General features: G+C 57.2%; 23 protein-coding genes and 1 tRNA gene. 4 read left to right on the forward strand and 20 right to left on the reverse strand.

The annotated features are described in order from the left end of the window. Positions 1-9: 9 nt before the first annotated feature. The 18 genes from ABE093_RS01595 to ABE093_RS01680 form a co-directional block, all read right to left on the reverse strand. Positions 10-1512 (reverse strand): DUF1073 domain-containing protein, encoded by a 1503-nt coding sequence (locus ABE093_RS01595; protein WP_430759113.1) that lies wholly within the window; start codon positions 1510-1512, stop codon positions 10-12. Further along, entirely contained in the window at positions 1509-3104 is a 1596-nt protein-coding gene (locus ABE093_RS01600) for a TerL protein (protein WP_430759114.1), read from the reverse strand. The genes ABE093_RS01595 and ABE093_RS01600 overlap by 4 nt, the downstream gene beginning before the upstream one ends. A 3-nt stretch (positions 3105-3107) precedes the next feature. Continuing rightward, positions 3108-3431, reverse strand: a complete 324-nt coding sequence (locus ABE093_RS01605; RefSeq protein WP_430759115.1) for a DUF5681 domain-containing protein — start codon at positions 3429-3431, stop codon at positions 3108-3110. Positions 3432-3433: 2 nt separating this feature from the next. Continuing rightward, positions 3434-3589 carry a hypothetical protein gene (locus ABE093_RS01610; RefSeq protein WP_430759116.1) on the reverse strand — a complete coding sequence of 52 codons (156 nt, stop codon included), beginning with the start codon at positions 3587-3589 and terminating at the stop codon, positions 3434-3436. 195 nt (positions 3590-3784) lie between these two features. Further along, entirely contained in the window at positions 3785-4219 is a 435-nt protein-coding gene (locus ABE093_RS01615; protein WP_430759117.1) for a hypothetical protein, read from the reverse strand. Next, positions 4216-4461: a hypothetical protein gene (locus ABE093_RS01620; protein ID WP_430759118.1), complete on the reverse strand. Its 246-nt coding sequence runs from the start codon at positions 4459-4461 to the stop codon at positions 4216-4218. The genes ABE093_RS01615 and ABE093_RS01620 overlap by 4 nt, the downstream gene beginning before the upstream one ends. After that, entirely contained in the window at positions 4458-4766 is a 309-nt protein-coding gene (locus ABE093_RS01625; RefSeq protein ID WP_430759119.1) for a hypothetical protein, read from the reverse strand. The genes ABE093_RS01620 and ABE093_RS01625 overlap by 4 nt, the downstream gene beginning before the upstream one ends. Before the next feature lie 5 nt (positions 4767-4771). Beyond that, the gene (locus tag ABE093_RS01630; protein WP_430759120.1) at positions 4772-5320 is read right to left on the reverse strand and encodes a glycoside hydrolase family 19 protein; all 549 of its coding nucleotides are present in this window, start codon (positions 5318-5320) and stop codon (positions 4772-4774) included. 85 nt (positions 5321-5405) lie between these two features. Further along, entirely contained in the window at positions 5406-5666 is a 261-nt protein-coding gene (locus tag ABE093_RS01635; protein ID WP_430759121.1) for a hypothetical protein, read from the reverse strand. A gap of 17 nt (positions 5667-5683) precedes the next feature. Further along, a tRNA-Gly gene (locus ABE093_RS01640) sits at positions 5684-5762 on the reverse strand. 103 nt (positions 5763-5865) lie between these two features. Then, entirely contained in the window at positions 5866-6573 is a 708-nt protein-coding gene (locus ABE093_RS01645; protein WP_430759122.1) for a hypothetical protein, read from the reverse strand. Next, positions 6566-6991: a Ref family recombination enhancement nuclease gene (locus tag ABE093_RS01650; protein WP_430759123.1), complete on the reverse strand. Its 426-nt coding sequence runs from the start codon at positions 6989-6991 to the stop codon at positions 6566-6568. Before ABE093_RS01650 ends, ABE093_RS01645 begins: the two co-directional genes overlap by 8 nt. Beyond that, positions 6988-7530 (reverse strand): hypothetical protein, encoded by a 543-nt coding sequence (locus tag ABE093_RS01655; RefSeq protein ID WP_430759124.1) that lies wholly within the window; start codon positions 7528-7530, stop codon positions 6988-6990. The genes ABE093_RS01650 and ABE093_RS01655 overlap by 4 nt, the downstream gene beginning before the upstream one ends. Next, on the reverse strand, positions 7527-8978 hold the full coding sequence (locus ABE093_RS01660) for a replicative DNA helicase (protein ID WP_430759125.1): 1452 nt from the start codon (positions 8976-8978) through the stop codon (positions 7527-7529). Before ABE093_RS01660 ends, ABE093_RS01655 begins: the two co-directional genes overlap by 4 nt. Beyond that, positions 8978-9790, reverse strand: coding sequence for a hypothetical protein (locus ABE093_RS01665; RefSeq protein WP_430759126.1), 813 nt, complete (start codon positions 9788-9790; stop codon positions 8978-8980). Before ABE093_RS01665 ends, ABE093_RS01660 begins: the two co-directional genes overlap by 1 nt. A gap of 86 nt (positions 9791-9876) precedes the next feature. Next, entirely contained in the window at positions 9877-10056 is a 180-nt protein-coding gene (locus ABE093_RS01670) for a hypothetical protein (RefSeq protein WP_430759127.1), read from the reverse strand. Then, entirely contained in the window at positions 10053-10337 is a 285-nt protein-coding gene (locus ABE093_RS01675; RefSeq protein ID WP_430759128.1) for a hypothetical protein, read from the reverse strand. Before ABE093_RS01675 ends, ABE093_RS01670 begins: the two co-directional genes overlap by 4 nt. After that, positions 10334-10726 carry a hypothetical protein gene (locus ABE093_RS01680; protein WP_430759129.1) on the reverse strand — a complete coding sequence of 131 codons (393 nt, stop codon included), beginning with the start codon at positions 10724-10726 and terminating at the stop codon, positions 10334-10336. The genes ABE093_RS01675 and ABE093_RS01680 overlap by 4 nt, the downstream gene beginning before the upstream one ends. A 272-nt stretch (positions 10727-10998) precedes the next feature. Here ABE093_RS01680 and ABE093_RS01685 point away from each other — a divergent pair, with 272 nt between their 5' ends. After that, the gene (locus ABE093_RS01685; protein ID WP_430759130.1) at positions 10999-11250 is read left to right on the forward strand and encodes a hypothetical protein; all 252 of its coding nucleotides are present in this window, start codon (positions 10999-11001) and stop codon (positions 11248-11250) included. A 174-nt stretch (positions 11251-11424) separates the two neighbouring features. Here ABE093_RS01685 and ABE093_RS01690 read toward each other — a convergent pair whose 3' ends face one another. Both ABE093_RS01690 and ABE093_RS01695 read right to left on the reverse strand, forming a co-directional pair. Continuing rightward, positions 11425-11670: a hypothetical protein gene (locus ABE093_RS01690; RefSeq protein WP_430759131.1), complete on the reverse strand. Its 246-nt coding sequence runs from the start codon at positions 11668-11670 to the stop codon at positions 11425-11427. After that, positions 11660-11866, reverse strand: a complete 207-nt coding sequence (locus ABE093_RS01695) for a hypothetical protein (protein ID WP_430759132.1) — start codon at positions 11864-11866, stop codon at positions 11660-11662. The genes ABE093_RS01690 and ABE093_RS01695 overlap by 11 nt, the downstream gene beginning before the upstream one ends. Between ABE093_RS01695 and ABE093_RS01700 the strand changes: the two genes are divergently transcribed. From ABE093_RS01700 to ABE093_RS01710, 3 genes are all read left to right on the forward strand, one after another. Then, the gene (locus ABE093_RS01700) at positions 11866-12456 is read left to right on the forward strand and encodes a hypothetical protein (protein WP_430759133.1); all 591 of its coding nucleotides are present in this window, start codon (positions 11866-11868) and stop codon (positions 12454-12456) included. The genes ABE093_RS01695 and ABE093_RS01700 overlap by 1 nt on opposite strands. A 400-nt stretch (positions 12457-12856) precedes the next feature. Beyond that, positions 12857-13456, forward strand: coding sequence for a hypothetical protein (locus ABE093_RS01705; protein WP_430759134.1), 600 nt, complete (start codon positions 12857-12859; stop codon positions 13454-13456). A gap of 111 nt (positions 13457-13567) precedes the next feature. Then, complete coding sequence (locus tag ABE093_RS01710) at positions 13568-14059, forward strand: hypothetical protein (RefSeq protein WP_430759135.1); 492 nt, start codon at positions 13568-13570, stop codon at positions 14057-14059. Positions 14060-14343: the final 284 nt, after the last annotated feature.

A 14343-nucleotide genomic window follows, 5' to 3' on the forward strand; every position in this document is an offset into this window, starting at 1 on the left:
GCGATCTTCCTAAGCTGCGCCGCGTATTGCTTCTCGGCCTTCCTCGATCGCGTCAGGTTCCGTTCCCGAGCCTTCCGCGCCATTCTCCGATCCGTCGCCCTCACTCGGCTCTGGCGGTTCCTGGTCGGCCTCATTGATCATCTCGTCGGTGATATTGGTAAAGACGTTGGTCACGTCCGATTGCTGCTTCAGTTCCTTCAATGCCGTGGCCGCGGAGATCAGGCCCGCGTCATAAACTTCGATGATCGCCGTCGTCACCTGCTGGACGATTTCCGACCGCTCCTTTTCGCTCATCTGCAAGAGATGGCGGAACTGGAAGTTGTAGTCGTCGGGCATGTCTTGGCCCAACACCGACCGGAACATCACGCCCATCAGCTTGGTCAGCGGAGCCGACAACCGGCGTTCCTGCTGCTGCTTGATGTTGTCGTAGTAGATCTTCAGGTCAGACTCGCCGGTCGCGTTCATACCTGAAGGCGACTGACCGAACAACCGGACCAACGGTATCCCGCAGGCACCTGCCAACTGCTGGCCAAACTGCAATAGGACATTATCCAGACCGCTGAAGGCATACTGGTGTGCCTCGAACTTGTCCTTGGCATCCATGAGGGTCAACCCCTCGTTGGACTGGAAGCGGCGGATCATGTCGATTTGCTTGAGCAGGCCGTCCAGTGCATTGCCACCGGTCGCGATAATGTCTCGCAGCCCATCCACGGCATAGGTCCGCAGGTGGGCCTTGTAGACCAGCTGCGCCGCGCCCTGCGTCGTGCTGTCGAACGCCACCAAGCGATCGAACAGGCGTTCCACCACCGACTGTCCGCTCAGGTTCTCGCTGATGCGCTGCCAATAGGGAAGATCGACGCCGTCCAGTCGCAGGATGCGCGAATGATGGATGCGCTGGCGAGATAACGCCATGCTATCAGCGACTACGTCATAGAACTTCGGCATCCCGAAATCCGGGCCGTATTCCTGCACTAGTGTGGACAGCGTGGGCTGCACAAGCCACCGATCCAGCGACAAGATGCCCTTGAACTGTCCCTTGGCGATGGAATCCAGCCGCAATGGCTGGTCCATCTTCTGGCCATCGATCAGCAGGACGCCGAACGCACTGCCATACAGACGCGACCACTTGATCGTGTCGTTGATCGCATCCCACAAGCGCATGCGCTCGAAGGCCCGATCGATCTTCGCGGTGTCGCCCGGATCGACTTCGCCCTCGTGGTCGATGCCTGCGCGGGTCATGTCATCCGCGATGCTGTCCACGATCGCGCCGACCACCCAGCTCGAGCGATACATCGCTTCCAACTGGATGCGATTGCGTGAAATGAAGTCGAACCCATAGCTGCCTTGGCTGCTCTGGTTATCCGTTCCAACCCCAACACGGGCTTCGAAGTTCGCAAAGCTGTCCTGAGAATTCCAGCGCTTGGCAGCCGCGGAATCCCGGGCGGCGGCTGGCATCTGCCCCTTTGCAGGAACCTGAACCACCTGATTTCGTTGGCGGTTCTTGCGGCTCATGCTGCCAATCGGCTCCAAATGTCGATGGCGTTTCCGCCCGGATTAAAACGGACCATGACGGCGTCAGCCAGATTTGGCGACTTCATTCCGTCAGGTTGTTTGTCGATCACGATCTTTCCCGCGAGATTGAGGCTGTAGGTTGGCTGGGAAAGCTCAGCCACCAATCGATCGCGGTACTGCAATCCGGACGGGATCGAAATGATCTTGTCCGGATCGACCTGCATGCCCTCAATCACCGCGCGGTATGTTTCCTGGAACCTCAGTCGCAACGCCCACCAAGACTGCGCCTTGGAATTGGCGAAGAAATCCCTGTTCTTGCGCTTCGGGACCATCTCTCCATCAGGTTGATAGACCTCTCCGGATCCCCGGAAAGGATCAGCCTTGATTTGATTCTTTCCTTCCACCTGTCGTGCTTCATTGATCACACGCGAATCACCGCGGACGCCGGAACCAAGGCCGTCTGCGTCGTACAGAAAACGCTCGTATCCATGCGATTCACACAACCCGAAGACCTTAGTCACCGACTTGAAGATGTCTCCACCTTCCCCCGACCATTCCTCGAGGACATCCAAAACGACACCATGCGCGCCAGCGAAAGCGTTCTTGTCTCGTCCCTCGTCCGCCACGTCCATGGCCCCGTACTTCGAGCCGGAGGGAGTGATGCCAAGCTTCACATGGGCATCGATCGCCGCCTGAATCCATGCGGACGGAATGACGACACCCTCAACCGAGGCCGCATAGTTTATGTCGATCTCTTGCGCGACCACGACCGAATCAAGCTCGGCAACCTGCTTGGCGTACCAGGCATCATCTTTGCGCGGATCATCACGCCAGTGGAACGTGAAGACCTTGACCTTGCCACCATGCCGACGCTGAGCGAACGAGTTGTTCAATCCGTTAGGTGTCGAAATGTCCTGCCGGCAATTCGTTGTCGCCGAGAGTGATGCATCAACCAGCTGCGGACGTTCCAGAAAGGCTGATTCGTCCACGAAGTAGAAACTAGATCGGTCACCACGACCAATTCCGTCTCCTGACTCGCCAGTAATGACGCAACCGGTATCCGGGAACAGGATCCGCATGTGCGGAGCGCATGTCGCCGGATTCCATGACTGCCGGAACTCAGGCGGTAGATTGGCGATGAATTGCCGCGCCTTCCAGAATAGGCTCTTGGGAGAGCCGATCTTGTCTACGTACTCTTCCTTGCGAGATCCAAACCCGACCACAACACCCTTGTTGAACAGGCAAATGGTCGAGGACAACCCTACCGTCAGCCACGACATCCCCATATCGCGGGTCTTTTCTGTGATCCCAGGCTCCTGATTCTTCCAGCGGTCCATGAACCACTGGATCCATTCCTCCTGCTTCGGAAACAGCAGGAACGGGATTGAAGCCGGCAACCCGAGCTCGACATTACGAGGATCAAACGTCATGCCCCAGTCGATGATGAACTGGGCCGGATTGGCCTTGTAGAACTCGAACAACGCCGGAAGAATCGCAGGCGTTGCTCGAATTCGGTTCAGTCTTTCAATGCGCCATTCCAGAACAGCTCGATAATCCGGATTCCGGAAATCGAACTCAAACGGCAAGGGCATGAATCAGCCCTTCTTTCCTGCCATGAACTCCGAATAGACCCGAGCGGCTTCCGTTGGATCTATTGGAAGGTGAGCGACCTCGAGTGGCTGACCAGGCGGAGTTGACAGCTCCACAGCTTCCTTGGGCTTGCCAAAGGCACGGTTGAGTAGCGCTTCTGTAGCAGCCACCTCAACCCGCTGATTCCCGCACTTCATGAGCCTTTCGAGATTCTTGATCGCAGCCATACCCTTGGATCTGGCGTACTTCTGGACCTCTTCAAGCTCTTTCGGGCGCCCCCCAGGATTTCCGGAAACCCCCTTTTTGAACCCATTCGACCGCGCAGCCACGATTATCCCTTCAGTTTTACCTTGACCGAATCCTCGAGATCCTTGATCCGTTGGAGGAGGTCAGTAACGTACTCATTCAGATCGAAATGTCGAATTAGCACGAGCCACAGTGCCGAAGCGAGAACCAGAATGATGAGGATCAGGAAGAAATCGAACATGGTGTCTCCTATCGGATCTGGCCGGCTTTCTGCAGTTCACGCAGGCAGTCGTTTTCACCGGACCAGTTGTGTCTGTCCGTGGTGGCGATCCCGAGGATCACGTTGATGTAGTCGGCCAGCGCTACGAGGTAGTTGTCCGTGATCGATTCGCCAGGTTGCGGGCTGGCGGGCGGATCGGGGTAAATGCCTTGCGGGTCAGCGATGCACTTTGAGACGGGCGGCGGCGTTGGCTTCACGGGCGGCTGCGGAAAGGTCTGGCATGCCGACAGGCACACGGCAATCGCCATGCAACTGCACGCCATGAATCTGCGTCGAGCGTTCATTGGTCTTCCCTTGATCGGTGGCCACAGCCTTGGCGGTGACGGCCTTGGCCTTGTCGGCGATCTCTGCAGCCTGCTTATCGGCCTTGGCGGCGCGATCGCGCTCGTTCTGGATGGCGATGGATGCGGCCTGGAACATTCCAGCCTTGCACTCAGCTTTCGCGGCCTTGGCCTTGCCGTACTGGTCCAGGTTCAGCCACAGAGATCCGCACAACATGGCAAGCAGCACCAGGTGCCATACGAACTTGGCGAACCAAGCATAGGCACGCTCTTCCAAAGTGGCCGGGTTGAGGTCTGCAGGCCCGATCATTGCGGATCATCCGGTGTCGCCGTCAGCTTCGGCTGTTGAATACCGCGCATCACCAAGGCGGATGCCGAAGACAGCATTGCCGCTGCAGCCAGTGCGGTCTTGACCCATGCAGGGATTCCAGCCGTCCAATCCACCGGCAGATTCGAATACGTCGCAGCCAGTCCAGTCAGGACGAACGAAATCAGCCCAAGCTGTACCGACCACCACTTCCAGAAATTGTGGATATCGGGGACGAGATTCATGGCGCCACAACGAATGAGGGAGGAAGTTCGATATCGTGCTGCTTCAGAGTGGCCCGAAGCTGCAAATTGTCCAATTCCAAGGCGTGAACCTTGTCTTCGGCAGATCGACGGCGCTTGCGCTCGTCATCCAATGCCTGCTCGAGCTTGTCCTGTCTGAGACGAAGGTCGGCGATTTCTGCAGCGAGCTGCGTCACCAGCTGGTCATGCGCCTTTTCCGGAGTGCTGAACACCTTTCGCCAAATCTGCTGGGCAATCCAAAACATTCCACCGCCCCCAAGGGCATAGGCACCGGTGTCCGTGTTCAAGTCCATTACGCCAGCACCGTCTTGGCTTTCGCCCAAAGCTGCTGGCGATCGACCATGCCGTTGTATCCGCCATTGATCACGCGAGTGACCGCGTTGAAGTCACCTGAATCTGCCACTGCATTGAGCCCATGACGCGCCCAGAATGCTGCCGCGGAATAAGCCGCCCATTGCGGAAGCTCGAGAAGTTCCGGATGCGCTTCGAAGTCAGGAACGTCAGGAATGGACTGGCGGAGGAAATCCCGCATGTCCGCATAGTTCGCGCGGCCCGTGATCTGTATCAGGCCGCGACCACGGAACCTGAACCCATCGCCAGGTTGCTTGTTCCCCAAGTCAGTGCGGCCTTCATAGCGCTGTTGCGCCGGGGTCGGTCCCCACAACTCGCGGGCATACTGAAGTCGGATGGATTCGTGGAACACCTGCGCCAGAAACGCCGCAGCGCGTGCTGCCGTGGTGATCTGATAGTGGATGCACGATTCGGCGAGCGCATCGGAATACCGCGCAGCGTTCGCCGGTGAAGCCCCAAGCGCCACAAGCTGATCAGTTGTGGGGTACATGAGGAACTCCGAATGGGTGCCCGGCCTGCGATCCAGCGGGAGGCATGGCTTGGTCTGGCGAGAGGACGCGGGCAAAACGGGGGTGTTACTTGCCGGGCGGACGTTTGTCCAACCCCTTCTCAGCAAGGAGCGCGACAACATCTTCGACATGCAGGCAGTCACACAGACACGCGCCAACGACAGGACCACCGATGGTCGAGGCGACGCTGCCATTGCAGTAGTCATTTCCTGGCTTCGCATCGAACAGGATGCCGATGGCATTGATGCTCAGGTGAGCGCTCCCGTATCCGGAAAGGGACACGATCTTGTCACCGTTCTTGGCCTCGCGGCCATTGCGGTAGTGCATTTCGGATTCCTCGAAATTGGAGCGGGTCGGGAGAGTAGAACTCCGCGGTCGCCAGCTTGGAAGGCTGGTGCTCGCCCCTTGAGCTTGTCGGCCCGCAAAACAAAACCCCCGCCGTCTGGCAGGGGCTTGGATGGGTTGCAAAGTCGCTTTCGGCTACTTCGCTTGCGCGTAGAGTGCCGGGGTTTGTGCGTATGCGGTACTACGCAGCCTTATCGAGCCCAATTCCGAGGCTTCTCTCGAACTGCTCACCGGCATACCTTTCCGCCTGCCGACAGCGGCCAAGAAGCCATTCGTAGAGATCAACCCATTGGTGAGTGTTTCTGATCGCCCCTTCTGATAGGCCAATCATCTCGGCTCGCTTCCGGCCAGACAACGCCACGAACCCACGCCCATTGCACTCTGGGCAGGTCACTGACAGATCACCGTCCCAGACGCTCTCGCGGCCCTGGCAGGTCTCGCAATGGTTCTGTCCGCGGATCTCATCCAGCACTGCCCTACGGATCTGCACATGCACTTCCGGGTTATACGGCCATGCCCTGAGTTTTGCTCCTTCCGCTTCGAGCTTAAGGCGGGTGACCTGCATCTTTTGATCGTGGGTCGGATTTCGTCGAAACGCCAAGTCCTCCTCGGCAATGTGAAGAGATAGGCGGGCGACCTCATCGGCGATGCGTCGACTCGTCCATTCCTTGTGGACCATGTCCTTCATCGTGTCCATGAGCAATGTTGGGTAATGGCCCGGGCCGAGAACCCAGCACGCCTCAAGCAGTTGGCGCCCTAGCCCATCAGAAACCATTCCCAATGCTCCATTGAGGTCATCGGTAGTGTGCTCGGGAGCGCCACCACCGGCGCCAAGGAAATTGACGGCCCGTGGATTGAGCTTCGCGAGCAAGCGGCGATAGTCAGGCATTCAATCCCCTCCCAATGTCGTGTGTTGTTAAGGTGTTGTTCTGAGACAAGGCGATCAGTCCGTCCTGAATGGCCTGCAGACCACTCGTTGATCGCTCACCGGTGACGTCTTGAACCCATTCCATGAAATCGCGCTTGTGCCGAGCAAGGCTTGGTCCAAATCGATCCCGCATGGCATCTGAGGACATGGTCCCGATCAATTCGCCGCGGTGATGCCATGAGCACAGGGCAATGACCTTGTCGTGGCCAAGCTGTTTCTGGCCATGCAGGTCTCCGATGGTCCTGTGGTGAATCTCGGTCGGTCCGGGTTGCTTCCGGTTCTTCCTGACCTTGCAGGCGATACAGCCCAGGGTGCGGGCTTGGTCCTGATAGGCCTGCTGCGCCTTGGTGGGGTTTCCGATGGCGCGGCGGAAGGTCATGCCTGCTCCCCATTGACCATCAGCCAGAACTCGGCCCGAATATCGTCCAGCATGACGTGGGCGTAATGCTCCCCAACCCAAGCGGTGATTCCGTCGAAGAACTGGCGGAACTGGTCTTCCTTCATCTGGTCGAAGGCAATGGAGCGCGGGACCAGTCGATCGACCTCATGGCGCCCGTACTGGCCAAGGTCGATGACGAACTTCTCGACGTCACAGCAGACCCCGGACTCCTCTTGGAGCTTCTTCAGGACCTCATGGCTGTCCTTCCCTTGGAACTTCTCGACGTTGTCCGCGACGAGTGCCCCGATCGCATGGGCCAATCGGTGGAACTGGCCGTTCCGGGGCTCCTCGAGTTGGGCGCGGATCTCCCGGTTCACATGGAACCCGCGATCTCGCATGAGACGCCGATCGACGGGATGATCCGGGACAAGGCATCCGAGTGATTCCCCTGTTTCTGGGTCAACGAGCTTGCGAACAGTGAAATAGATGGGGCGCTGGGCGCGCTTGGTGCGTTTCTTGGGCTTGGCCAGGGCCGTCACTCGCGATCTCCTGCTGCCAGATCCTTGCGGGAGCGGCCACGGAATCCGCCGGGGCTGCGCGAGGTTGTCGAAATCGGAGAATCGAGGCTGGGATAGTCATCCGTCCAATCTTCCAGTCGCATCTGGTCATAACGATTCTTGAGGAGGATGGGATCTCCCCCACTCCGGATGTCTCGCCCCTTACCAATGCTGAGCTCCACAACGCCCTGCAGATGCGTCTTGTGTTTCGGGGTGTCGTAGTAGTCCTCACGGTGCACGAAGATGATCAGGTCGGCTTTCTGTTCGATCTCGCCCGACTCACGGAGGTCCGACATCACCGGGCGCTTGTCCGCACGAGTGGAGAGCGCACGGTTGAGCTGGGCCAGCATGACGACCGGTATCCCGAGTTCCTTGCCCAGTGCCTTGCCCATCTGGGCGTTCTGGCCATATTCGTGGACCTTGTGCTCTGGGTTGACCTCCATGTCATGCAGGTGGTCCAAGACAAGCAGATCGAGCTTGTGCTTTCGATGCAGCTTGCGTGCCCGGGACCGGAAGATGGTCCGATGAATGCCAGCGGTCTCATCGATGTAGAGGGGCATGTTTTTCAGCTGCCCCATGGCCATGGTGACCTTGGTCCAGTATTCGTCCGAATCCGGACCATCGACCGGCGTCCGAACCCAGCCATGCGGGACTTCCCCAAGACAGGCCAGCATGCGTTGGTTGCACTGCTTCATGCTCATCTCGACCGAGAAGAACCCAACGCGCTTTCCGCGGAGGGCGTTCATCATGGCGATCTGCAGGCCGACGACCGATTTGCCCATGCTAGGCCTGCCTGCAACGATGATCAGTTCACCGTCCTGCAATCCACCGGTGCGCTCGTTGACCTCGTTCCAAGGCGTTGGAAGGCCGGTGAGCGTGGTGCCACGCGACCTCGATTCCTCCATGTCATCGATGAGTTCGCCCAGCTTGGTCGATGCCAGAACGGGACCGCCCTTTTCCGGCGCCTCGATCGCAGCCAGGCGGATCTGCCCCTCGGCGGCGATCTGCATGCCGGAGGTGAATGGTCCGGGCTGCCAAGCTGCATCGATCGTTTCCGATGCAGCGGCGATAACCTGCCGGAGCACGGCCTTGTCCCGGACGATTTCCGAATAGGCCACGATGTTCGCGGCGCTCGGGGTATTGCTGGCCAGTTCGATCAGATACGCGCCACCGGCGACCAATTCGCCCATGCCGTGGCGTTCGAACCATTCGCCCAAGGTCACTGCATCGAATGGCTTGTCCTTCTCCGACAATTCGCAGATGGCGCGGTAAATCGTCTGGTGATCGCGGCGGTAGAAGTCCTCGACCCTCAGTATCTCCCGGACATCATCCAGACGCTCGGGGACCAGCATCACGCCGCCAATGACGGACTGCTCAGCCTCAACCGACTGGGGCGGGATTCGCAGGTGTTCGGTGCGTCCGTCGGCCATCACGCAGCATCCTCGCTGGCCGCGCGATCGTAGATCTTCAGCATCGTGCTTTCCCGCGTCAGGTACTCGAAATCAGGAACCCAGTTCGGGTGATCCTTGCCACCGCCACTACGCCCAGCCGCATGGTCATCACGCAGCACCTCGGTCCAGTAGGCTTCCCAGAACTCCGGGGTAATGGTTTGCGACCCGAGCATCTCGAGGCAGATTTCACGAGCAGTCCGGATGCAGCGCGAAACCTGCGTCCGGCGTTTTTCTCGACCGATAGTCGCGCTGATGTTCGGGATCAGTCCGCCATTGGCCTTTGTCAGCTTGGATGCGTTGAACGTCCGGATCGCATCGTCTGCGACCTGCGCCAGCCGTTCGGATCGCTCGGCTTTCAGGTCAACGACCGAAGTCGGCGAGGCGTCATTCGGCGCAGCCGATGACCTTGCCTGCTTTTCTTTCTTCTCTGTCTCTGTCTCTGTCTCTGTCTCTGTCGTGACATTGCGTGACATTGAGTGACATGAATCTTTGTCACTTTTAGTCACGCATTCTTTTTGACGGTCACGCTGAGCCCTTTTGCGATCCGATGCGCTGTTATCTTCCCGCTTAGGTTGCCTTGTAATCCAAGCACTTATCTCGTTTCCGGAGAGAACTTTCCCTTCCATCGCCTCACGAATTGCAGTCACGACAGCATGATCAAGACCAAGGCCTGCAGCCACATCTTCATCGTCCCAACTTTCCAGAGATCCCCGAGGACTCGCCTGTGACGCGCACTCCAACATCGCCGCCCAAACAGCGACACATTCTGCAATCGTGACATTGCGTGACATTGCGTGACATGCTCTCGCGGCCACGACTCGCCACTTGGGATCGGAAACTGTCCCATGGTGCCAACGGAACCAATGCTCAGCGGCCATCAGGCAGCCTCCTGTAGATCAAGCTGCAGCGATGGTGGGTGACGCCTGAGTTCGGCCTCATGCATTACGCGGGCCTTGGAGACGCGGAATTCGCGCTCCTCTTCCTCGGTTTCCTGCGTAGCCGGATCAGCCAGGTATTGGCGCATGCGGATGATGGCGGCTTCGGATGCCCGGCTCATGCCGCCCTCCTTGACCGTTCCTGCATGGCGGCGATCAGATCGTCCTCGATGTGCTCTAGCTGCGCATCGCGGTTATAGGTGCCGATCAGGTGGTCTTCGCTCAGTTCGTACTGGGAGCCAACATAGGCGCGAAATGATGATGGCTGGATGATCCGGATCGAATCATTCGGAGACCAGAACACCATCACAACACCGCGGCCATTTTCCTTGGCGCGCTTCAGGATTCGGTAGGCGATGTATTCGGGGCCATGCTCGCGAAGCCCGAGATATGGCGTTGTCATGGGAGTGGCCTCCCATGCAATGCTTCCGTGAGAACACGAACCTTGAGGCGTTCCTGATCCAAAGCTTCCTTGGCTTCACGCAAGGCGCGTTCCGTTTCGGATTCCAGGGGGCGAACGCTTCCAGGATCGAGACCTGCGCGAAGCATGAGCCAATACAGCGGCGCCAAATTGCCGGCGCTGTCCATCAGACGCACAAGCTGCTCGCCATTAGGGGCGTTCTGATCGGATTTGCAGCGGGACCATACGGCTTCCTGCATCTCCATATCGGAGGCTAGGGTCTTGTCCCGCTTGCCGGATTTGCTTGCGCAGTATGTGAGGACAGAGCCCCACGATGGTTGCCGATCGATGTCGGCAAGGTCCACGGGAAGTCGTAGAGCAATCTGCATCATGAGAATTGACGTGCGTTGATCAACGGTTATCGAGCGAAATGACCCCAATCCCATTGGAGGAATCGGGCTCATGGATTCAGGGAAGAACGTGGTGGTGCTGGTTTGGATCTGCGGGAACGTGTTCTCTGCGAAGAGAACCGATCACGGTTTGAAGATCAGACACCTGGGGGCCAGCCGAGGACGGCCCATGGATCAATCGCAGTCCCTGCAGGTGCTTCGAGAAAGCAGCCCTGCACAGGTAGAGTCGGGTTTCCCTACCCTTGGAGACCGACATGGATGAAGAACGACTAGCCCTGCTTACTGGCCAGCACGCTGCACTGATGACGGCTGTCAGCGCCTTGTTCATGACGGCTGAGGACCCCGATTTCCTGCTTCGCGCGATGCGCGACCTGCAGAAAGGTGCTGGCGATCTTGAGTTGTCGGATTTCGCGATGGATCGCGGCATTCCGCCTCCCCTGCTTGCGAAGGTCCGTAAAGCCCGAGACGGCCAAATGCAGCACCTGATGGATCTGCTGAAAGAGTGAGGACAGTCGCCTCAATGAAGGCCGCTGCCTTGGCCACGGTTTCCGAATACCTGGCGGAATCAGGTCGCATAGCCCCTCCGCTGCATGGAGCCGGTCTGCCGGTAGGATTGATGTCCCCCGACCCAATCACTACCGGAGACCGACATGACCGTGGATTTCGACAGCAAGCTCATCTCAATTCCCTGCCCGCAATGTGGCGAGAAATTCAATGAATCGATCGGAAGGCTTAAGACGAATCCGAAGCTCGTTTGCAGCAGTTGTGGTCAGATCATCGCGATCAATGCGGATGAGCTCGTCAAGGGACTTGATGCCGCTAATAAATCGATCGAGGACTTCGATAGGCGCATTCGAGATGCCTTCAAAGGCTGATTCCAAGGAAGAAGCATCAGCAACAATCCGAACCTTGTACTCAGGCTGCATGCTTGATCTCCTCGCGGTCCTCGCGACGATCAAGTTCCTTCAAAAGTGTTTCTGTCTTGGAATGACCGGGCTCCTTAATTCGCCCCTGGGCAAACCGTGTCAGCCAGTCATATCGGAGTCCCGTGACGGCACAGATATCGGGCCATTGCCCCTTGAGAGCATTGAGGCGCGATCGAATGAGGGTAATGGTGTCCATTGCCTCAACATTCTGGTCATAAATTACCAGTTGTCAAGCACTACATTGCCAGTCTGGTGCGGCACATTGGTATGATGCTACCAGCCGCCAAAATCCTTGCATCCCATGTGGATGCCTTGCTTCGGACGATCCCGGATCGCCCTCCCCGCCCTGAAATTGCGGCGAAAATTGGGATTGGGGACAAAACGCTTGGGATTCTGAAGGCCGGGAATGGCAATCCCACTCTTGAAAGCATCAGTGCTGTGGCCAGCTATTTTCGGCGCCAGCCGTGGCAATTGCTCCTGCCTCCTAATGAGACAAACGTCACAACTCAATCTCAGGAAACGAGCGGCGAACACCTGATGATGGCTGTGGACGCATTGGAAGACGCCCTGAAGGGTTTGGCATTGCCTCGCGTGCGGTACTGGGAGGCTGCTGCCATCTCGTATGACTGCATCATGCAAGGCATGCCCTACGCTGAAGTGGTTGACCTACTGCGCCCAATCGTCAGTGATGCAGCCAGCCAGGGAGCGAAAAATGCCAGTGTCAGCCGAGAGAATCACCCGACTTCGTCAAATCATGGCCGACGCGCGGCCAGTGGAAAGCGTTGAATCGAGCTCTATGCGCGCATGGGGTGATTACCAGCTTGGCAAATACCATGAAGCGCCCTTAGTTGATCCGTCCCCAAGATCAGTTAAATCAAGAGCAATTTTTCGTATTGCACAAACTTATGGCTGGCATTCTGCCATCGCACACTTCTTGGATACCAAGGGTGCTGGTTACTTATCCGATCTGACTGATCCGCAACTGGATGACCTTCACGACCGAATGCTTGGCTATCTTGATGCTGCAATGAACGGGTGCGATTCACCGGATGCACTTCCGGCTCACTAGGGAAATGAGAACATGAGCGCTAGGTTGGTGAAATGTCTAACATGCGGCGAACTAATGTCGTCAGAAGCTTCGGCGTGTCCAAAATGCGGACAACCTAGAAAAGCACAAAGAAAAAAGATGAGCTTGATTGAGGTGGTTGGAGGAGCATTTCTTGTTCTTGTGTTTGGTGTCGCTGGAATAGGCTGGCTATCGAATTCACAAGATGAAAAAAAGGAAGACACAAGTAATCACATAGAAAACTCCAAGTCAGATCCCGTTGTACCAAAATTTAAATATGGTGTAGGAGAGGTTCATACGATTTCAGGTAAGGCGTTTGGATGTAGGGATAAAGAGGTTCTAAAACGAATAAGGACATTTGCGGCGCAAGAAGACAAAGAAGCATTTGGAAACACTTTGGTAGGAGGTATTGCCACAGGAGAATGCGCCCTATATGACAAGTACGACCAAGTTTTTTCTTCTGATCAGGAAGATTCAGAATTTGGAGAAATCGTATTGGTTCGGCGGAGGGGTCAAGCATCTCAATTTTGGATTCCAATGAGTGCCATTGATGATTCAATTGCTGTTCCATCTGGGAACAAAGATATGAATATTGAAGCAGCTTCCGCCAAACCTTTGGATGCTGCTGTACCAGTGGACAAAATTGAAGATTCTCCAAGAACGACTCAATCCGAGGAAACCAAAACCCGAGATTCCAACATTGACCAGTCCGTAAAATAATGCGATTCATGTCACATTTTAGAGCATTGCTGGTAATTTAGTGCTTGCTTAACTGGTAATTTAATGCCATTTTCTACCCATGCCCGGCCACCCCGGGGATGGGAGAGAAGGATGACGAAGCGCGAATACAAGGCAGCCAGCAGCGCGTATCGCGCCTGGTGCCGCAAGGCCCGCGCCGCCTACATGACATATGAAGCACGTCCGCTCAATGCCGACGAGGCTGTCGAGCGCCGCGCGATGGAAGCCGCAACGCCGGCTCCGGTCGCCAAGCCCAAGGGCTTCGATACCCCGATCTATCGCACCAAGCACGATGCCGCGAACCGCCGGATGCGCCGCAAGGATCTCTTGAAGGCTGCTCGGGCTGATCGTGCCGAGCTGACTCGCCGCGTGGTCGAGCGCGAAGATTTCGCCCGCCTTGGCATCAGCTCAATCGTGACCTATGTCGTCTCCGACGAGATCATCCGCGACCGGATCAAGAACAACCGCTTCCTCTACCTGCGCGGTGTGCGTGGTGAACCGCACCCGCTGCATCGCCTGATCGATGCTGAATCCGACTTCCGCGTGGTGCGCGCCTACCGCGAACTTCTGGCGGTGGCGGCATGACCTGCCCGATCTGCAAATCGGCCTTGTTCATGGATGGCCGTTGCCCGAAGTGCATGGAATACGCCGACCAGTCAAAACAGATGGCTGCGGAAGGTTTCCGGATCGACTTCAAAGACCTCAGCGAGCGTGAGCGTTCGGCTTTCACCCGTATCTACGGAGACGTTGTATGTGCGAAGTAATCGGAATTCGTGCTTTTCAGTCTGCGCGCGATGATGGAAAGCGCATCGGTTTGTCACAGCAACAGGCCGTTCACAAGGTCGCCGATGCAATGCGCGAAGGATTGT

The sequence above is a fragment of the Solilutibacter silvestris genome (assembly GCF_050574925.1).
Taxonomy (GTDB): Bacteria; Pseudomonadota; Gammaproteobacteria; order Xanthomonadales; family Xanthomonadaceae; genus Solilutibacter; species Solilutibacter silvestris_A.